17 protein-coding genes are annotated in these 15,712 nt (G+C 70.8%); 12 read left to right on the top strand and 5 right to left on the bottom strand.

Annotation, left to right across the window (positions count from 1 at the left end; all coding sequences use genetic code 11):
- From RMO85_RS01670 to RMO85_RS01655, 4 genes are all read left to right on the top strand, one after another.
- The coding region (locus RMO85_RS01670) for a hypothetical protein (RefSeq protein ID WP_397202824.1) at positions 1-263 on the top strand (263 nt) is incomplete at its 5' end.
- The gene (locus RMO85_RS01665) at positions 263-1,360 is read left to right on the top strand and encodes an energy-coupling factor transporter transmembrane component T (protein ID WP_310526067.1); all 1,098 of its coding nucleotides are present in this window, start codon (positions 263-265) and stop codon (positions 1,358-1,360) included. The genes RMO85_RS01670 and RMO85_RS01665, both read left to right, overlap by 1 nt.
- Positions 1,357-2,952 (top strand): ATP-binding cassette domain-containing protein, encoded by a 1,596-nt coding sequence (locus tag RMO85_RS01660; protein WP_310526065.1) that lies wholly within the window; start codon positions 1,357-1,359, stop codon positions 2,950-2,952. The genes RMO85_RS01665 and RMO85_RS01660 overlap by 4 nt, the downstream gene beginning before the upstream one ends.
- Positions 2,949-3,749: an ECF transporter S component gene (locus RMO85_RS01655; protein ID WP_310526063.1), complete on the top strand. Its 801-nt coding sequence runs from the start codon at positions 2,949-2,951 to the stop codon at positions 3,747-3,749. The genes RMO85_RS01660 and RMO85_RS01655 overlap by 4 nt, the downstream gene beginning before the upstream one ends.
- Here RMO85_RS01655 and RMO85_RS01650 read toward each other — a convergent pair.
- The 4 genes from RMO85_RS01650 to RMO85_RS01635 are packed head-to-tail and all read right to left on the bottom strand — an operon-like array spanning position 3,736 to position 7,182.
- On the bottom strand, positions 3,736-4,806 hold the full coding sequence (locus tag RMO85_RS01650) for a PQQ-dependent sugar dehydrogenase (protein ID WP_310526062.1): 1,071 nt from the start codon (positions 4,804-4,806) through the stop codon (positions 3,736-3,738). The two genes, RMO85_RS01655 and RMO85_RS01650, sit on opposite strands and share 14 nt — an antisense overlap.
- Positions 4,806-5,723, bottom strand: coding sequence for an alpha/beta hydrolase (locus RMO85_RS01645; RefSeq protein WP_310526060.1), 918 nt, complete (start codon positions 5,721-5,723; stop codon positions 4,806-4,808). Before RMO85_RS01645 ends, RMO85_RS01650 begins: the two co-directional genes overlap by 1 nt.
- Positions 5,724-5,771: 48 nt before the next feature.
- A complete protein-coding gene (locus RMO85_RS01640; protein WP_310526058.1) occupies positions 5,772-6,617 on the bottom strand; it encodes an EamA family transporter in 846 nt (281 codons plus the stop codon).
- Positions 6,618-6,633: 16 nt separating this feature from the next.
- Positions 6,634-7,182 carry a PadR family transcriptional regulator gene (locus tag RMO85_RS01635; RefSeq protein WP_310526056.1) on the bottom strand — a complete coding sequence of 183 codons (549 nt, stop codon included), beginning with the start codon at positions 7,180-7,182 and terminating at the stop codon, positions 6,634-6,636.
- Positions 7,183-7,263: 81 nt separating this feature from the next.
- On the opposite strand from RMO85_RS01635, the gene RMO85_RS01630 reads away from it, so the two are divergent.
- The 3 genes from RMO85_RS01630 (at position 7,264) to ilvD (ending at position 10,669) form a co-directional block, all read left to right on the top strand.
- Entirely contained in the window at positions 7,264-8,373 is a 1,110-nt protein-coding gene (locus tag RMO85_RS01630) for an exo-alpha-sialidase (RefSeq protein ID WP_310526054.1), read from the top strand.
- 35 nt (positions 8,374-8,408) lie between these two features.
- Positions 8,409-8,867 carry an SRPBCC family protein gene (locus tag RMO85_RS01625; RefSeq protein WP_310526053.1) on the top strand — a complete coding sequence of 153 codons (459 nt, stop codon included), beginning with the start codon at positions 8,409-8,411 and terminating at the stop codon, positions 8,865-8,867.
- A 107-nt stretch (positions 8,868-8,974) separates the two neighbouring features.
- On the top strand, positions 8,975-10,669 hold the full coding sequence (ilvD, locus tag RMO85_RS01620) for a dihydroxy-acid dehydratase (RefSeq protein WP_310526052.1): 1,695 nt from the start codon (positions 8,975-8,977) through the stop codon (positions 10,667-10,669).
- 121 nt (positions 10,670-10,790) lie between these two features.
- Here the strand turns inward: ilvD and RMO85_RS01615 are convergent, their stop codons facing one another.
- Entirely contained in the window at positions 10,791-11,243 is a 453-nt protein-coding gene (locus RMO85_RS01615) for a DUF6973 domain-containing protein (RefSeq protein ID WP_310526051.1), read from the bottom strand.
- 24 nt (positions 11,244-11,267) lie between these two features.
- On the opposite strand from RMO85_RS01615, the gene RMO85_RS01610 reads away from it, so the two are divergent.
- The 5 genes from RMO85_RS01610 to ilvN all read left to right on the top strand — a co-directional run.
- The gene (locus RMO85_RS01610) at positions 11,268-11,969 is read left to right on the top strand and encodes a GNAT family protein (RefSeq protein ID WP_310526049.1); all 702 of its coding nucleotides are present in this window, start codon (positions 11,268-11,270) and stop codon (positions 11,967-11,969) included.
- 23 nt (positions 11,970-11,992) lie between these two features.
- Positions 11,993-12,490, top strand: a complete 498-nt coding sequence (locus RMO85_RS01605) for a CAP domain-containing protein (RefSeq protein ID WP_310526047.1) — start codon at positions 11,993-11,995, stop codon at positions 12,488-12,490.
- A 92-nt stretch (positions 12,491-12,582) separates the two neighbouring features.
- Positions 12,583-13,254 carry a 4a-hydroxytetrahydrobiopterin dehydratase gene (locus RMO85_RS01600; RefSeq protein ID WP_310526046.1) on the top strand — a complete coding sequence of 224 codons (672 nt, stop codon included), beginning with the start codon at positions 12,583-12,585 and terminating at the stop codon, positions 13,252-13,254.
- Between the two features lie 268 nt (positions 13,255-13,522).
- The gene (locus RMO85_RS01595; RefSeq protein ID WP_397202817.1) at positions 13,523-15,256 is read left to right on the top strand and encodes an acetolactate synthase large subunit; all 1,734 of its coding nucleotides are present in this window, start codon (positions 13,523-13,525) and stop codon (positions 15,254-15,256) included.
- On the top strand, positions 15,256-15,712 hold a 457-nt coding region (gene ilvN, locus RMO85_RS01590; RefSeq protein ID WP_310526043.1), incomplete at its 3' end, for an acetolactate synthase small subunit. The genes RMO85_RS01595 and ilvN, both read left to right, overlap by 1 nt.

Below are 15,712 nucleotides of genomic sequence, written 5' to 3'. Positions count from 1 at the left end.
CCCCGGCCCCGAGCGCGAGCGCCGCATCGCCCGGCCGGCCCACCACGGAGCCGGCCCGGAGGCCCACCCGGTCGCCGTCGGCGAGCGCGACCGAGCAGCCGGCGGCGCCTCGCGACGCCACCCCCGACGCCACCCCCGACGCCATGCAGGCCGACGCCGACTCTGCTCGGGTCCCGACCTGGCTCACCCTGACGATCCTGGGCCTGCTGCTGGTGGCGATCGGCATGTCGACGTACGCCGCACGACGGCGTACCCGCCACTGATGGCACCCCGACTGGCCCGTGACCTGCATCCGGTCGCCTGGTGGACCTGGGCCGTCGGCCTGGCGGGTGCCGCGACGCTGACGACCAACCCGCTGTTGCTCGGGCTGCTGGTCACGTCTGTGGCGCTGGTGGTGATGGCGCGACGCTCCGACCACCCGTGGGCGCGGTCGTTCCGGCTCTACCTGTTGCTCGGGCTGATGATCGTGATCATCCGCGTCGCCTTCCGGATCGTCTTCGGTGGCGTGGGCTCGGGTCGAGTGCTGGTCGACCTGCCGACGATTCCGCTGCCCGAGTGGGTCGCGGGGGTGCGGTTGCTCGGGCCGATCACCCAGGAGGCGCTGTTGTCGGGGCTCTATGACGGCCTGCGCCTCGCCGCGATCGTGATCTGCATCGGCGCCGCCAACTCGCTCGCCAACCCCAAGCGGCTGCTCAAGTCGGTGCCGCCCGCGCTCTACGAGATCGGCACCGCCCTCGTCGTCGCCGTCACCGTCTTCCCGCAGCTCGCCGACAGTGCCCGCCGCGTCCGCGCGGCCCAGGCGCTGCGAGGTGACGCGAGCGGCCGGGTCGGAAGGCTCCGCCGGTTCCTGGTGCCGGTGCTCGAGGACGCGCTGGAGCGCTCGCTGGCGTTGGCGGCGGGCATGGACGCGCGCGGCTACGGCCGCGCCGGCTCGGCGACGCGCGGCCAGCGGTGGACGACCGGCGTGCTGCTGCTGAGCGCGCTCTGCGGCCTGTGCGTCGGCACCTACGCGCTGCTCGACGAGACGGCGCCTCGCTGGCTGGCCAGGCCACTCCTGGTCGTGGGCACGCTGGTCGCGGTGATCGGCCTGGTCAGCGCCGGCCGCCGGGTCGAGCGCTCGCGTTACCGCCCCGACCGCTGGCAGCTCGCCGAGCTCGTGGTGGCCGGGTCCGGGCTGGCCGTCGGTGCGCTCGTGTGGCAGCTGGGTCGGGCCGAGCCGCTGGTGGTCTATCCGTCCGTGTCGGCCATGCCCTACCTCAGCGTGCTCGCCCTCGGTGCTGCCCTGCTGGGACTCGTGCCGGCCCTCGCCGCGCCACCTCCGCGCCTGCCCATCTCGGCACCCCTGGAGGTCGGCGCGTGATCGAGCTGCGCAACATCCACTTCGCCTACGACGGATCGACTCACGGGGCGGCCATCCTGCGCGGTGTCGACCTCACCCTCGAGGAGGGCGAGCTGGTGCTCGTCTCCGGGCGCACCGGGGTCGGCAAGTCGACGTTGCTGGGCGTGCTGACCGGTCTGGTGCCGCGGTTCAGCGGCGGCACGCTGTCCGGCGACGTACTCATCGACGGGGTCAGCGTGATCGACCAGCCGCCGCGCGACCGAGCGCACATCGTGGGCTACGTCGGGCAGGACCCGGTCGCCGGCTTCGTCACCGACACGGTCGAGGAGGAGCTCGCCTACGGCATGGAGCAGCTCGGCCTGCCCGGCGACACCATGCGCCGCCGGGTCGAGGAGACCCTCGACCTGCTCGGCATCGCCGAGCTGCGACACCGCGACCTGCGCACACTCTCGGGTGGGCAGCAGCAGCGGGTGGCGATCGGCGCGGTCCTCACCACGCACCCGCGCCTGCTGGTGCTCGACGAGCCGACCTCGGCCCTCGACCCGACCGCTGCCGAGGACGTGCTGGCGACGGTGACCCGGCTCGTCCACGACCTCGGGCTCACCGTGCTGCTCGCCGAGCACCGGCTCGAGCGGGTGGTGCCGTTCGCCGACCGCGTCTGCCTGCTGACCGGCGACGGGGGAGTGCTCGTGGGCTCTCCCGCGGCCGTCCTCGCCGTGTCTCCCGTGGTTCCCCCCATCATCGAGCTCGGCCGTGCGGCCGGCTGGTCGCCGCTGCCGTTGAGCGTGCGCGATGCCCGGCGGCAGGCGCGGTCGCTGGAGCTGACCGCGCCGGCCATCGCCGAGCCGCCCGCAGGCTCGACGGTGCTGTCCGCCCGAGGGCTGCTGGTCGCCCACGGCCGCGACGTCGTGCTGGACGGCGTCGACCTCGACCTGCGCAGCGGCCACGTGACCGCCCTGATGGGGCGCAACGGTGCGGGCAAGTCGACGCTGATGTGGACGCTGCAAGGCTCGCAGGCGCGCCGCTCGGGCACCGTGTCGGTGGCGGACCAGGATCCCGGTCGCCTCGACGCCGCGGGCCGGCGCTCGCTCGTCGGCCTGGTGCCGCAGACCGCCGCCGACCTGCTTTACCTCGAGTCCGTAGCCGAGGAGTGCGCCGCCGCCGACGCCGGCGCTAACGCCGGGGCCGGCACCTGCCGCGACCTGCTCGAGCGCCTCGTCCCGGGGATCGAGGCCACCATGCACCCGAGGGATCTGTCCGAGGGACAGCGGCTGGCACTGGTGTTGGCGATCGTGCTGACTGCCAGACCCCGGATCGTGCTCCTCGACGAGCCGACCCGTGGGCTCGACTACACCGCCAAGGCCGGGCTCGCCCGGATCGTCTCCGACCTGGCCGACGACGAGCACGCGGTGCTCATCGCCACCCACGACGTGGAGTTCGTCGCGACCGTCGCCGACGACGTGATCGTGCTCGCGGAGGGCGAGGTCGTCTCCTCCGGCCCGGCGCGCGAGGTCGTCGCCGCCTCGCCGTCCTTCGCGCCGCAGGTCACCAAGATCCTCGGCCCGCCCTGGTTGCGCGTGGACGAGGTCGTCACGGCGTTGAGGACGTCGTGAGCACGCCGGGCACGACCGCTCTCCCGATCCGCCCGCGCTCGGCGGCGGTGCTGGCCGTCGCGTCGCTCGCGGGGCTGATGATGCTGGGCTGGCCGCTGCTGCTCGACGTGCCCGACTCGGCGCGGGTCGATCCGCCGTTCATCTTCCTGGCCCTGCTGCCGCTGGTGATCGTGGTCGTGCTCGCGGAGTTCAGCGAGGGCGGGATGGACGCGCGGGTGCTCGCCATCTTGGGCGTGCTGTCGGCGGTCAACGCGATCCTGCGCGGGCTGGGCGCGGGCACGGCCGGGATCGAGCTCGTCTTCTTCCTGCTGATCCTGGCCGGGCGGGTGTTCGGGCCGGGGTTCGGGTTCGTGCTCGGCTGCACGTCGCTGTTCGCGTCCGCGCTGATGACCGGCGGGGTCGGACCGTGGCTGCCGTTCCAGATGCTCGTCTCGGCCTGGATCGGGATGGGGGCCGGATTCCTGCCGCGCCGCCTCTCCGGTCGCGCCGAGATCGCCGCGCTGGTGGGCTACGGGATCATTGCGTCGTACGCCTTCGGCATCTTGATGAACCTCTCGAGCTGGCCGTTCACGCTCGGCATCGCGGTGGTCGGCCACGAGGGATCCCTGTCGTACGTCGCCGGGGCGCCGCTCATCGAGAACCTGCACCGCTTCGGTGTCTACACCCTGCTGACCTCGACCGGCAGCTGGGACACCGGACGGGCGATCACCACCTCGGTCGCGCTGATCGTGCTCGGGCCGGCGATCCTGACCACGCTGCGGCGGGCGTCGCGGCGCAGCGTGATCAACCGGGACTGACGAGCAGGATGCGGTCGTCGAGGTCGGCCGGGTCCCCGCGACCGTCGCGGTTGGAGGTCGCGACCCAGAGGTCGCCCGTGGGTGTGGAGACCACGGTGCGGAGCCGGCCGTAGTCGCCGGTGAACAGTCCGACCGGCGCGCCCGGGGTGTCGCCGTCGAGCGGGATCTGCCAGAGGCGTTGCCCGCGCAGCGCGGCCATCCACAGGGCGCCGTGCGCGAACGCGAGGCCTGATGGGGAGGCGTCCTCGGTCGACCAGGTGAGCACCGGGTCGACGTACTCCGGCTCACCGCCGCGCCCCTCCACATCCGGCCAGCCGTAGTTGCCGCCCCTGGTGACGCGGTTGAGCTCGTCGAAGGTCTGGTCGCCGAACTCACTGGCCCACAGCTGACCGGACGCGTCGAAGGCGAGTCCCTGGACATTGCGGTGGCCGAGTGACCAGACGGGGGAGCCTTCGTCGGGGTTGCCGGGGGCAGGGTCTCCGTCGGGGGTGATCCGAAGGATCTTGCCGGCGAGCGACTCGGGGTCCTGGGCCAGGGTCGGGTCGCCGGTCTCGCCGGTGGAGACGTAGAGGAATCCGTCGGGCCCGAACGCCAACCGGCCGCCGTCGTGGATGACGCCCTTCGGGATGCCGGTCAGGATCGGGGTCGGCGTGCCGAGGTGGTCGCCGACCAGGGCGACCTTGAAGACGGTGTTGTCGCGAGCCGTGGTCGCGTAGAGGAACAACGTGTGGTCCGAGGCGAACTCGGGGGAGACGGCAACACCGAGGAGACCGGCCTCGACCTCCGGAGCGGCCTCCTCGACCAGACCGATCTCGGTGACCTCGACCGACTCACCGCGGGGTGCGAGACGGAGCACGCGACGCGAGTCGCGCTCGGTCACCACAGCCGAGCCGTCGGGCAGGAACGCGATACCCCACGGGACGGCCAGCCCGGTCGCGACGGTGGCGGTCACCCGCGGCCGGCCTGTGTCGCTGGGCGGCTCGCCGGCCCCGGCGCAGCCGGCGACGCCGACCGCGAGGAGTGCGAGCGTCGAGCAGACCACCCCGGGCCGGCGCATCAGCCCACGTGCTCGAGGAACTCCAGGAGCAGCTGGTGGACCACGTCGGGTTGCTCCATCTGGGCGAAGTGGCTGGTCCTCAGCTCCGCGTAGCCGGCCTGCTGCATCCGCTCCGAAGCGGACGCCATGTCGCGGGCGCCGGACAGCACGTCGTAGGTCCCGGCCACGAAGTAGGCCGGCACCGAGATCGGGCTCAGCGAGACGCGAGCGTGCTCGGAGGTCTTGAGCGCGAGGTGGAAGTACCACTCGATCGGAGTGGCGAGGAGCTCCTTGATCGCGCGGGCCGTCATCTCGGGGTCGGCCTGCCGGAACATGAAGCCGGTGTGGCCCAGGACGGAGACCGTCCTGGCGCCGATGGGCAGACGGCTTGCGATCGGGGTCAGCGCCCGCCCGCTCAGCTTCAACAGCCGGGAGAGGTTGACGGTGGCGATCCGGGCCGCCCAGTGCGGGAGGTGCAGCGGCCCGAGCATGGTGGCGAAGGTGTTGCCCGGGACGCCGCACACGGCGAACAGGCCGGTGACCCGCTCGGGGTGGCGCAGCGCCAGCTCGAACATCGTGTTGACGCCCATCGACCAGCCCATCAGCACGGCCCGGTCGATGCCGAAGTGATCCATCACCGAGAGCCCGTCCTCGACGAACTCGGTGATGCCGACGCGGTTTGCGTCCGAGGGGCGTGCGGAGCCGCCGACACCGCGGTGGTTCCAGGAGACGACGCGTACACCGCAGTCGGGCTCGAGCAGCGCCGGCCACGCCCACGCGCTGGTGCCGAGGCCGTTGCAGAGCAGGACGGTCGGACCGTCGATGGTGCCCTCGGGGTCGTTGGTCCAGGCCCGAATGCGGGTGCCGTCATCGGACAGCACGTCCACGAAACGGACTCGGGCGTCGGTGGTGACCGCGCCGGGGGTCGTCTTCTCCATGCGCAGATTGTGCCTCAGCGGTCCCCGGATCCAGCGCTGGTTCGAGGCTCAGTCCGGGACCGGCTCGCCGAGCACCGAGCGGCTGCGTGTCGCGCCCACGCTGGCGACCACCACGCACAGGACCGCCAGCCACTGGACCGGGGAGAGCAACTCCTGCAGCACGACGATCGCGGCCAGGGCCGCTGCGGCCGGCTCGAGACTCATCAAGATGCCGAAGACGCTCGGTGCGAGGGACCGCAAGGCGACGAGTTCGCAGCTGTAGGGGATGACCGAGCTCAGCACCCCTACGAGGACGCCGACCAACAGGACGTGCGGGTCGAGCAGCGCAGTGCCACCCGAGACCAGGGCCGGCCCGGTGAGCAGCAGCGTGGCGAAGGCGCTCGCGATCGCCAGGCCGTCGAAGCCCGGCCACCGTTGCCCCGTCCGGGCGCTCAGCAGGATGTACGCCGCCCAGGCGGCGCCGGCCAGGAGGGCGGCCGCGACCCCGACCGGGTCGAGGTCGGCCGGTTCGAAGCCGAGCAGCACCACCCCGGTCGCGGCGAGCCCCACCCAGACCAGGTCCCGGGCCCGGTGCGAGCCCACGACGGCGAGGGTGAGCGGGCCGATGAACTCGATCGTCACCGCGAGGCCGAGCGGGATCCGGGCGAAGGACTGGTAGATCGCCCAGTTCATCAGCCCGAGACTGGCGCCGAACCCGGCGACGACCAGCCAGTCCGCGCGGCCGCGGCCCTTCCATGACGGCCGGGCGAGCGCCAGGAGCACGAGCGTGCTGGTGACGAGGCGCAGGAAGACCATCGAGGTGGGGGAGATGGTGCCGAAGAGGTCCTTGGCGATCGCGGCGCCGACCTGGACCGACACGATGCCGATGACGACCAACCAGACGGCTCGCGTCACGGTGCCTCCTCAGTGCCTAGGGCCCTTCTTCCTCAAGGCGCCGGATCAGGTCGCTGACGATACGACTCTCGTTCTCGAAGTAGTCGAGACCCCAGTCGGCCACGAGACTGGGATGGCGGAACGTCGCGCCGGGGGCGTCGCGACCGCGCAGGCTCTCGCGCACCTCGAGCAGCGCCGCGCGCTCCTTCTCGAGGGCGCGGACGTGGTCGCGGAGCAGGGCCAGGGTGGTCTCCAGGTCGACGAGGTGCCCGAGCAGCAGCCGTAGCGCGACCGGATGCTTGAGGACCGGGAAGCCGGGTGCGCTGTCCCGCAGCCAGGCGGCGAGGGCCTCCCGGCCGGCGTGGCTGATGGTGTACGTCGTACCCCGCCCCTCGCCGCTGGCGGTGACGAGGTCGTGCGCGGCGAGGCGAGACAGCTCGCTGTAGACCTGACTCATCGCGGGGGAGACCCAGTAGAACCGCAGGGTCGCGTCGGCGCGCTGCTTGAGCTCGTAGCCGGTCAGCGCGTCGCCGAAGGTGAGCAGCCCGAGGAGCGCGTACGAGGTGACGGGAAGGTCTTGACCCATGATGGGATAAGACTACTGTTCCTGTTAGGAATACGGGGTCTTGAGAGTGGGGCCAACAACAGGTCGACGGAGGGAAACGCGATGGCGCGCACGTTGTTGATGGTCGGAACCCGCAAGGGTCTGTGGATCGGAACCTCCGACGAGGCCCGCACGGCCTGGGAGTGGTCGAGTCCCCACTTCGCGATGGAGGAGGTCTATTCCGTCCTCATCGACCGCCGCGGCGGCACGCCACGCCTGTTCGCGGGTGCCTCGTCGAGCTGGCTCGGACCGCAGGTCTGGCGCTCCGACGACCTCGGCGCAACCTGGCAGGAGACGCCCAACGGTGCGATCCGCTTCCCCGAGGAGGCGACCCTGCCCGACGGCAGCCCCGCCACCCTGGCGCGCGTGTGGCAGCTGGCCCCGGGTGTCGAGGACGGCGTCGTGTGGGCCGGCACCGAGCCGGGCGCACTCTTCCGCTCGACCGATCGGGGGGAGACCTTCGAGCTCGTCCGCGGACTCTGGGACCACCCGCACCGCCAGGAGTGGAACGCGGGCTTCGGAGGCCAGGCCTTCCACACGATCCTGCCGCACCCGACCGACGGCGACTCGGTGCTCGCGGCGATCTCGACCGGGGGCGTCTACCGGACCTCCGACGGCGGCGACTCATGGTCGGCGTCCAACACCGGGGTCAAGGCCGAGTTCTACCCCGGCGAGCGCAACTACCCGGAGTTCGGACAGTGCGTGCACAAGGTGGCCCGCGACGCGACCGACCCGGACCGGCTCTTCCTCCAGAACCACGGCGGGGTCTACCGCTCCGACGACGGCGGCACCTCCTGGCACGACATCGCGCCGGGTCTGCCCTCGGAGTTCGGCTTCGCGATGGTGACCCACCCGCACCAGGGCAACACTGCCTACACCTTCCCGATCGCGGATGCCGGCGCACGCTGGCCGGTCGACGGCAAGGCACGTGTGTGTCGAACGACCGACGGCGGCGCCAGCTGGGAACCCCTCGGCGAGGGCTCCCTGCCGGACGGTTTCTACGCCGCGGTCATGCGTGACGCGATGTGTGCCGATGACCACGGCTCGCCGGGTCTCTACTTCGGCAGCCGCAACGGCGCCGTCTGGTGCTCTCCCGACACCGGGGAGACCTGGCAGGAGATCCGCACGGACCTCCCGGACGTGATGTTCGTCCGGGCCGCCTCCCTCGCCTGACCCTGATCGTCCGACTCGCTCCCTAGGATCTCGCCATGGCTGACTTCTCGATGTCGCGCTCCACGACCATCAACGCCCCCACCGACCGGGTCCACGGCCTGGTCGACGACTTCCGGCAGTGGCCGCAGTGGTCGCCCTGGGAGGGCCTGGACCCGGCGATGGAGCGCACCTACTCGGGTCCCGCGTCGGGCGTCGGCTCGCGCTATCACTGGTCGGGCAACAAGAAGGCCGGCGAGGGCGAGATGGAGATCATCGAGTCCATCCCCGCGAGGGTGGCGGTCGATCTGACGTTCCTCAAGCCCTTCAAGGCGCGCAACCTCACGACCTTCGACCTCGAGCAGGCCGGCAACGGCCACACCCGCGTGGTGTGGACGATGAGCGGCAAACGCGGCCTCGTGATGATGCTGGCCGGCAGGCTGATGTTCGACAGGGCGATCGGCAAGGACTTCGACAAGGGCCTGGCGTCCCTCAAGGCGGCTGCCGAGTCTCGCTGACCGCGACACCGGAGAGGGATCGCTCACCGGCTCTCGACGGACGGCCACCCGCCGTGCGTCCTGAGACGGGCGCACGGTCGACGCCGGAGCCGGACTAGCCTGACGTCATGACCCAGCCCACGGGACAGCAGCCCGACATCAAGCCCCGATCCCGCGACGTCACCGACGGTCTCGAGAAGGCGGCCGCCCGCGGCATGCTCCGCGCGGTGGGCATGGGGGACGACGACTGGGTCAAGCCGCAGATCGGCGTCGCGTCCAGTTGGAACGAGATCACCCCCTGCAACCTGAGCCTGGACCGGCTGGCCAAGGCCGTGAAGAACGGCGTGCACGCTGGCGGGGGCTACCCGCTGGAGTTCGGGACGATCTCGGTCTCCGACGGCATCTCCATGGGTCACGAGGGCATGCACTACTCGCTCGTCTCGCGCGAGGTCATCGCCGACTCGGTCGAGACCGTGATGATGGCCGAGCGGCTCGACGGCAGCGTCCTGCTCGCCGGCTGCGACAAGTCGCTGCCCGGCATGCTGATGGCGGCCGCTCGCCTCGACCTCGCCAGCGTCTTCCTCTACGCCGGCTCGACGATGCCGGGCTCCGTCGACGGCAACGACGTGACGATCATCGACGCCTTCGAGGCCGTTGGCGCGTGTCTGGCAGGCAAGATCACCCGCGAGGAGGTCGACCGCATCGAGCGGGCGATCTGCCCCGGTGAGGGCGCGTGCGGTGGGATGTACACCGCCAACACCATGGCCAGCGTCGCCGAGGCTCTCGGCATGAGCCTGCCCGGCAGCGCGGCTCCGCCTGCAGTGGACCGTCGTCGCGACGGGTTCGCCCACCGTTCCGGCGAGGCCGTCGTCGAGCTGCTGCGCCAGGGCATCACCGCCCGCCAGATCATGACGAGGCCGGCCTTCGAGAACGCCATCGCCGTCGTGATGGCCCTCGGCGGCTCGACCAACGCCGTACTCCACCTGCTCGCGATCGCCCGTGAGGCCGACGTCGACCTCGACCTCGACGACTTCAACCGCATCGGCGACAAGGTCCCGCACCTGGGCGACCTCAAGCCCTTCGGTCGCTACGTGATGAACGACGTCGACAAGGTCGGCGGTATCCCGGTGGTCATGAAGGCGCTGCTCGACGCGGGACTGATGCACGGCGACACCCTCACCGTCACGGGCAGGACGATGCGCGAGAACCTCGAGGCCCTCAATCCGTCCGGTCTCGACGGCGACGTCCTGCGTGGCCTCGACAAGCCGATCCACGCCACCGGCGGCATCGCCATTCTTCGCGGCTCCCTCGCCCCCGAGGGCGCCGTGGTCAAGAGCGCGGGCTTCGACGACACGACCTTCACCGGCACGGCCCGCGTGTTCGACGGTGAGCGCAAGGCGCTCGACGCGCTCGCGGCCGGCGAGATCAAGGCGCGCGACGTCGTGGTCATCCGCTACGAAGGCCCCAAGGGGGGCCCCGGCATGCGGGAGATGCTGGCCATCACCGGCGCGATCAAGGGCGCCGGCCTGGGCAAGGACGTGCTGCTGGTCACCGATGGCCGCTTCTCGGGTGGCACCACCGGCCTGTGCGTGGGCCACATCGCTCCCGAGGCGGTCGACGCCGGGCCGATCGCATTCGTCGCCGACGGCGACCCGATCACCCTCGACGTGGCCAACCGCACCCTCGAGGTCGACATCGATGAGGCCGAGCTTGCCCGACGCAAGCACGGCTGGGAGCCGCTTGCCCCGAAGTACACCCGCGGCGTCCTCGGCAAGTACGCCAAGGTCGTCCAGTCGGCCGCCCACGGGGCCGTGACCAGTTAGCTCCGAAATAGCCACAGCCCCTGATCGCCGGGGGGTTGATCAGGGGCTGGGCCGGGGCGGGGCGTGCCCCTGATGCCACGATAGGACGCACGGTCCGCCGTCGGGGAGGAATGCGCGAAGCTCAGTGAGGTTTTACCCAGATGAGCTCGTCGGCGGCCCACTTCTGCTGGGCGACCGGCACGAGGGCCTTCAGCGCGTCGGTGAGGGAGCCCTGTCCGATGGTGGCCGAGTTCGCTGCGCCGTACGCCCGTCCGGCCGCGTTGTTGTGCAGGTCGATGCGGGTGTCGTGGGGGGTGTTGCGGCCCTCTTCGTGGGCCGTGGCGACGGCCTCGGCGACCGCGGCCCCGTGGCGCCCGGCGATGTAGGCCTGCCAGATGAAGTGCCGGATGGCGTTCTCCATGCCGGGTGTGCCGTCGGTGGCCGACGAAGCGATCTGGATGGCTGCCGCCGAAGCCGCCATCACGTCGGCGGCCGCCGAGGCGCTGGCCCCGGCAGTACGGGCAGCGTTGAACACGTTGGGCGCGCCGATCACGGCCTGCGCGGCCTTCTTGAGCGAGTCGAATGCAGAAGCCATGCGTCCACCGTGTCAGATGGGTGGGTGACGCGCATCAACGAGTTCGGGCAGCCCATCGGCGACCCGGTGCCGGGCTGGACCCCGCGTCCCGCGATCGAGCCGGTGGAGCTCGTCGGCCCGCGAGTGCGCCTCGAGCAACTGCGACCCCACCATGCGTCGGTGCTGCACGGGCCGATGGTGCTCCAGAGCTCGCCACGCCTCTGGACCTACTACCCCTATCCCGACCTGACGGAGCTGACGGCATTCGAGGACTACGTCGCCGCGTTGCGCGAGCTCCCGGCGGCGTGGCCGATGGCGATCCTGACTCCCCACGGGGCCGGTCGGGGCGTCGCCTGCTATCTCCGCAACGACCCCGCCAACGGCTCTGTCGAGGTCGGCGGGATCGTCTTCGCGGAGGTGCTCCAGCGCACCGCCGCCGCGACCGAAGCGATGTCCCTGATGCTGGCCCACGCCTTCGACGAGCTCGGCTACCGCCGCGCGGAGTGGAAGTGCGACAGCCTCAACGAGCCGTCCCGGCGGGCGGCTGCCCGGCTCGGGTTCAGCTACGAAGGTCGCTTCCGCAACGCGGTGGTGCATCGGGGCCGCAACCGCGACACCGACTGGTTCTCCATCACCGACGTGAAGTGGCCGGCGGTCAGGGCGGCACTGCAGACTTGGCTGTCTCCCGACAACTTCGACGCCCACGGCCGCCAGATCCAGGCGTTGGCGCAGCTGCGCATCGCCTGAGCGCACGGCCTACGATGTCGGGAATGTCCAGACTCCCCGCCGTCCTCGTCCTGCCCCTGGTGCTCGCGATCACCCTCCTCGTGGGCGCGGTCCCGGCATCTCCGGCGTCCCCGGCCCCGCGGGCCGACGAGGCTCGCGGTGTGGTGGCGTCGCCCCAGTCGACCTACCGGAGCTCGGCAGTGCGCGCCACCAACGGCGCCCGCGCCCGCTACGACCTCCGCGCCCTGGACACCGATGGCTGCCTGCAACGCTTTGCCGCGCGGCAGGCCGTCGCGATGGCGCGGCAGGAGTCGATGTACCACCAGGACCTCGGTCCCGTCATGCGCACCTGCAGCCTGGGTCTGGCGGGGGAGAACGTCGCCTACGGCTACCCCAGCGGCCGCGAGGTCGTCCGGGGCTGGATGCACTCAGCGGGCCACCGCGCCAACATCTTGAACCGTGGTTATCGCCTCGTCGCCGTGGCCGCCCGGGAGAGCGCCAGCGGACGGTGGTACGCCGCCCAGGTGTTCGGCTCGCGCTGACCGAGCATCGTCGACGCGAGGCGGTGGCCACCCTCGCAGGTCCGTGGTTGGGTGAAGGACACGGACTCCGAGCTCGGACAGAAGGTGCTGCCATGACTGACCCCAAGCAGAAACTCACCCACCGCGAGGTTGCCGACGCAGGCCTCGGTGACTGGCGACAGGTGCTCGGCAACCTCAGGGCGCGCTTCAAGACGGGCGACTTCGCCACCGGGCTGGCCCTGGTCGATCGCATCGGGGCGGCGGCGGAGGAGGCCAACCACCACCCGGACATCTCCCTGACGTACCCCGAAGTGATGGTCACTCTCAGCAGCCATGACATCGGTGGCATCACCAGCCGCGACATCGACCTCGCGCGGAAGATCAGTGGATATGCCGCCGAGGTGGGGGCCGAGGCGGACGTCGCCGGGCTGACCCAGCTCGACCTCGGGCTGGACACGGCACAGGGGGAGGAGCTGGCGCCGTTCTACGCCGCACTGCTCGGTGGCGAGGTGAAGAACGGTGAGCCGGTGGACCCGAGCGGCCAGGTGCCGACCGTGTGGTTCCAGGCGCCGCATGACGAGGGACCGGCTCTGCCCGACACCGATGTTGCGCAGCGTTGGCACTTCGACGTGTGGGTGCCCATGGACGAGGGTGAGAGCCGACTGCAGGCGGTGCTCGACGCCGGCGGCACGCTTGTCAGCGATGCGGCGGCCCCGTCCTACTGGGTGGTGGCGGACCGCGAGGGCAACCGCTCGTGCATCTGCACCGTCGCCGACCGCGACTGAGACCGGCCTCACCGCAGCCACATGGTGGGATCGCCGTACCAAGTAGTGGGACGGCTGGCAGAGTAGGTTGACGTCGGAGCCCCCCGACGGCGACGGTAGATGCATGCGCACTGACATTCTTGTACGCACGCGACGCGTGAGCTGAGGTCCTCGACCTCGCCGCCCACGCGTCCTCCCCTCGTTGCCCGCCGGGCCGAGGGGTTTTTTCATTCGCCATACAAGCAAAGGTTCGACCATGACAGAGCAGGGCGGGGTCGCTGGAGCAGCCATGACTGGCGCACAGAGCCTGATCAAGTCCCTCGAGAGCGCGGGCACCACCGACATCTTCGGCATCCCGGGCGGGGCCATCCTCCCGGCGTACGACCCCCTGATGGACTCGACTCTCATCCGGCACATCCTCGTGCGCCACGAGCAGGGCGCTGGCCATGCCGCGCAGGGCTACGCCGCCGCCACCGGTCGGGTCGGTGTCTGTATGGCGACGTCCGGGCCGGGCGCCACCAACCTGGTCACGCCGCTCGCGGACGCGCACATGGACTCGGTCCCGCTCGTCGCCATCACCGGCCAGGTCGGGGCCGCCGCCATCGGCACCGACGCCTTCCAGGAGGCCGACATCCGTGGCATCACGATGCCGATCACCAAGCACAACTTCCTCGTCATCGACCTCGCGGACATCCCGCGCACGATCGCCGAGGCATTCCACATCGCCTCCACCGGCCGACCCGGCCCGGTCCTGGTCGACATCGCCAAGTCGGCCCTCCAGGCGATGACCACCTACCAGTGGCCGACCGAGCTCCAGCTTCCCGGCTACCGCCCGGTGACCCGCCCGCACAGCAAGCAGATCCGCGAGGCGGTGCGCCTGATCCTCGAGTCGCGTCGACCGGTCCTCTATGTCGGCGGCGGCGTGATCCGCTCCCGGTCCTCGGCCGGTCTGCTCAAGCTTGCCGAAGCGACCGGGATGCCCGTGGTCACGACCTTGATGGCTCGCGGCGCCTTCCCGGACTCTCACCCGCAACACCTCGGCATGCCGGGCATGCACGGCACCGTGGCCGCCGTTGCCGCTCTGCAGAAGAGCGACCTGATCATCAGCCTGGGCGCCCGGTTCGACGACCGCGTCACCGGCAACCTCGACTCGTTCGCGCCCAGCGCCAAGGTCATCCACGCCGACATCGACCCCGCGGAGATCGGCAAGAACCGCTACGCCGACGTCCCGATCGTGGGTGACTGCGGCGAGGTGATCACCGAGCTGCTCGCGCTGCTCGCCACCGAGACCGCCGCGGGCAACACCGGCGACTACGAGGGCTGGATCGCGTTCCTGTCCGGCGTCAAGACGACCTACCCGCTGGGCTATGACATCCCCGCCGACGGCTCACTCGCTCCGCAGTACGTCATCGAGCGGCTGGGCGCCATCGCCGGGCCGGATGCCATCTACGCCTCCGGCGTGGGCCAGCACCAGATGTGGGCCGCGCAGTTCGTCCGCTACGAGCGCCCCAACACCTGGCTCAACTCCGGTGGCCTCGGCACCATGGGCTACGCCGTCCCGGCCGCGATGGGGGCCAAGGTCGGCATGCCCGACACGGTGGTGTGGGCCATCGACGGCGACGGCTGCTTCCAGATGACCAACCAGGAGCTGGCCACCTGCGCGATCAACGACATCCCGATCAAGGTCGCGATCATCAACAACGAGTCGCTCGGCATGGTGCGCCAGTGGCAGACGCTCTTCTACAACGAGCGCTACTCCAACACCGACCTGCACAGCAAGCGCATCCCCGACTTCGTCAAGCTCGCCGACGCCTACGGCTGCGTCGGGCTCTCCTGTGACTCGCCGGAGGATGTCGACGCCACCATCGAGAAGGCGATGTCGATCAACGACCAGCCGGTCGTCGTCGACTTCCGGGTGCACCGCGACGCCATGGTCTGGCCGATGGTCGCGGCCGGCACCGGCAACGACGAGATCCAGTACGCGCGCGACCTCGCGCCCCAGTTCGACGAGGATGATCTGTGATGAGCACGCACACCCTGTCTGTCCTCGTCGAGAACAAGCCCGGCGTCCTGGCCCGCATCGCCGGCCTCTTCAGCCGTCGCGGCTTCAACATCGAGAGCCTGGCCGTCGGCCCCACCGAGCACCCCGAGGTCTCGCGGATGACGATCGTGGTCAACGTCGACGAGTCCCCGCTCGAGCAGGTCACCAAGCAGCTGAACAAGCTGATCGAGGTGATCAAGATCGTCGAGCTCGACGGCACGTCCTCGATCACCCGCGAGCTGATGCTCGTCAAGGTCAAGGCCGACGCGCAGTCGCGCGGCGCGGTGCTCGACGCCGTCCAGCTCTTCCGCGCCAAGGTGATCGACGTGGCACCCGATGCGATCACGGTCGAGATCACCGGCAACCCTGACAAGCTCTCGGACTTCCTGAAGGTCGTCGAGCCGTTCGGGATCCGGGAGCTCGTGCAGTCCGGAGTGA

The sequence above is a fragment of the Nocardioides sp. genome, from assembly GCF_031422975.1.
In the GTDB taxonomy this organism is placed as follows: Bacteria; Actinomycetota; Actinomycetes; order Propionibacteriales; family Nocardioidaceae; genus Nocardioides.
The sequence above is the reverse complement of the archived record's forward strand: the minus strand, read 5'-3'. Positions and strand labels throughout refer to the sequence as shown.

Bases quoted from the DNA above. Each gene is read 5' to 3' on its own strand.
- RMO85_RS01665 (WP_310526067.1), top strand. From the start codon at position 263: ATGGCACCCCGACTGGCCCGTGACCTGCATCCGGTCGCCTGGTGGACC.
- RMO85_RS01650 (WP_310526062.1), bottom strand. From the start codon at position 4,806: ATGCGCCGGCCCGGGGTGGTCTGCTCGACGCTCGCACTCCTCGCGGTC.
- RMO85_RS01645 (WP_310526060.1), bottom strand. From the start codon at position 5,723: ATGGAGAAGACGACCCCCGGCGCGGTCACCACCGACGCCCGAGTCCGT.
- RMO85_RS01635 (WP_310526056.1), bottom strand. From the start codon at position 7,182: ATGGGTCAAGACCTTCCCGTCACCTCGTACGCGCTCCTCGGGCTGCTC.
- RMO85_RS01630 (WP_310526054.1), top strand. From the start codon at position 7,264: ATGGCGCGCACGTTGTTGATGGTCGGAACCCGCAAGGGTCTGTGGATC.
- RMO85_RS01625 (WP_310526053.1), top strand. From the start codon at position 8,409: ATGGCTGACTTCTCGATGTCGCGCTCCACGACCATCAACGCCCCCACC.
- ilvD (WP_310526052.1), top strand. From the start codon at position 8,975: ATGACCCAGCCCACGGGACAGCAGCCCGACATCAAGCCCCGATCCCGC.
- RMO85_RS01615 (WP_310526051.1), bottom strand. From the start codon at position 11,243: ATGGCTTCTGCATTCGACTCGCTCAAGAAGGCCGCGCAGGCCGTGATC.
- RMO85_RS01605 (WP_310526047.1), top strand. From the start codon at position 11,993: ATGTCCAGACTCCCCGCCGTCCTCGTCCTGCCCCTGGTGCTCGCGATC.
- RMO85_RS01600 (WP_310526046.1), top strand. From the start codon at position 12,583: ATGACTGACCCCAAGCAGAAACTCACCCACCGCGAGGTTGCCGACGCA.
- RMO85_RS01595 (WP_397202817.1), top strand. From the start codon at position 13,523: ATGACTGGCGCACAGAGCCTGATCAAGTCCCTCGAGAGCGCGGGCACC.